An 837-nucleotide genomic window follows, 5' to 3' on the forward strand; every position below is an offset into this window, starting at 1 on the left:
CCTGCGCGTTTTGCAGCACGGGTCAGAATAGATTCAGCTTGCTCGTTGGCTTTATCGCCACCGATACCCTGGAAGGTTACTTTCCTCTCGATCTCTTTCTTCCCTCTCTTCTTCTTCTTTTTATCTTTTTCTTTTTTTTTCCTTTTTTTTTTTTTTTCTCCTTTCCTATTTTTCCCTTTTTTTCTTTTTTCATTTTTCCTTTCTTTTTTTTTCCTTTACTTTTTTTTTTCTTTTTCTTCTTTCTGTTTTTCTTTTTTCTGTATTTATTTTTCTCTCTTTTTTCTTTCTTCTTCCCTCCCTTTCTACCCCTTCTGCCTCAATCCTTTCCACCTTCCCCTTCTCTCGTTTTCCCTTCTCTCTTTCTTTTCCCCTTCTTCTTCCCCTCTCTCTTTTCCCCCTTTCCTTCTCCCTTTTCCCTTCTTTCCCCTCCCCCCCCCCTTCTTCCCCTCCCTTCCCTCCTTTCCTCCTCTTTTTTCTCTCCTTTTTCTTCTCTCCACATTTCTTTTATACTCGCCTCTTCCTTTCCCCCTTTTTCCCCTCTTTCTTCTTTCTCCTCTTTGTCCTTCTTCTCCTCCCACCCCTCCATCTCCCCTTCCCTCTCCTTCCTCCCCCTTCTCCTTTCTTCTTCCTTCCTCTCCTTTCTTCCTCCTTCCTCCCCCTTTTCCTTTCCTCTTCCCTTCTTTTCTTCTCTCCCCATATTTTCCTTTCTGCCCCTCCTCTCCTCCCAGTTCTTCTCTACTCTCCTCCTCCCTCTTCTATCTTCTTTATCCCTTTCATTTTTTCTTCTTTTCTTTTCCTCTCCCTCTCTTCCTCTTCTCCTCTTCCTTTCTTTCCCCC

The 837-nt window shown here is 43.2% G+C and carries 2 protein-coding genes; both read right to left on the minus strand.

Annotated features, from left to right (window positions below):
- Positions 1-189: 189 nt before the first annotated feature.
- Positions 190-330 carry a hypothetical protein gene (locus tag GCE9029_RS26410; RefSeq protein WP_157487854.1) on the minus strand — a complete coding sequence of 47 codons (141 nt, stop codon included), beginning with the start codon at positions 328-330 and terminating at the stop codon, positions 190-192.
- Positions 317-837: hypothetical protein (locus GCE9029_RS26615; RefSeq protein WP_197475428.1), on the minus strand; the 521-nt coding region annotated here is incomplete at its 5' end. The genes GCE9029_RS26615 and GCE9029_RS26410, both read right to left, overlap by 14 nt.

The organism is Grimontia celer, from assembly GCF_900055185.1.
Taxonomy (GTDB): Bacteria; Pseudomonadota; Gammaproteobacteria; order Enterobacterales; family Vibrionaceae; genus Enterovibrio; species Enterovibrio celer.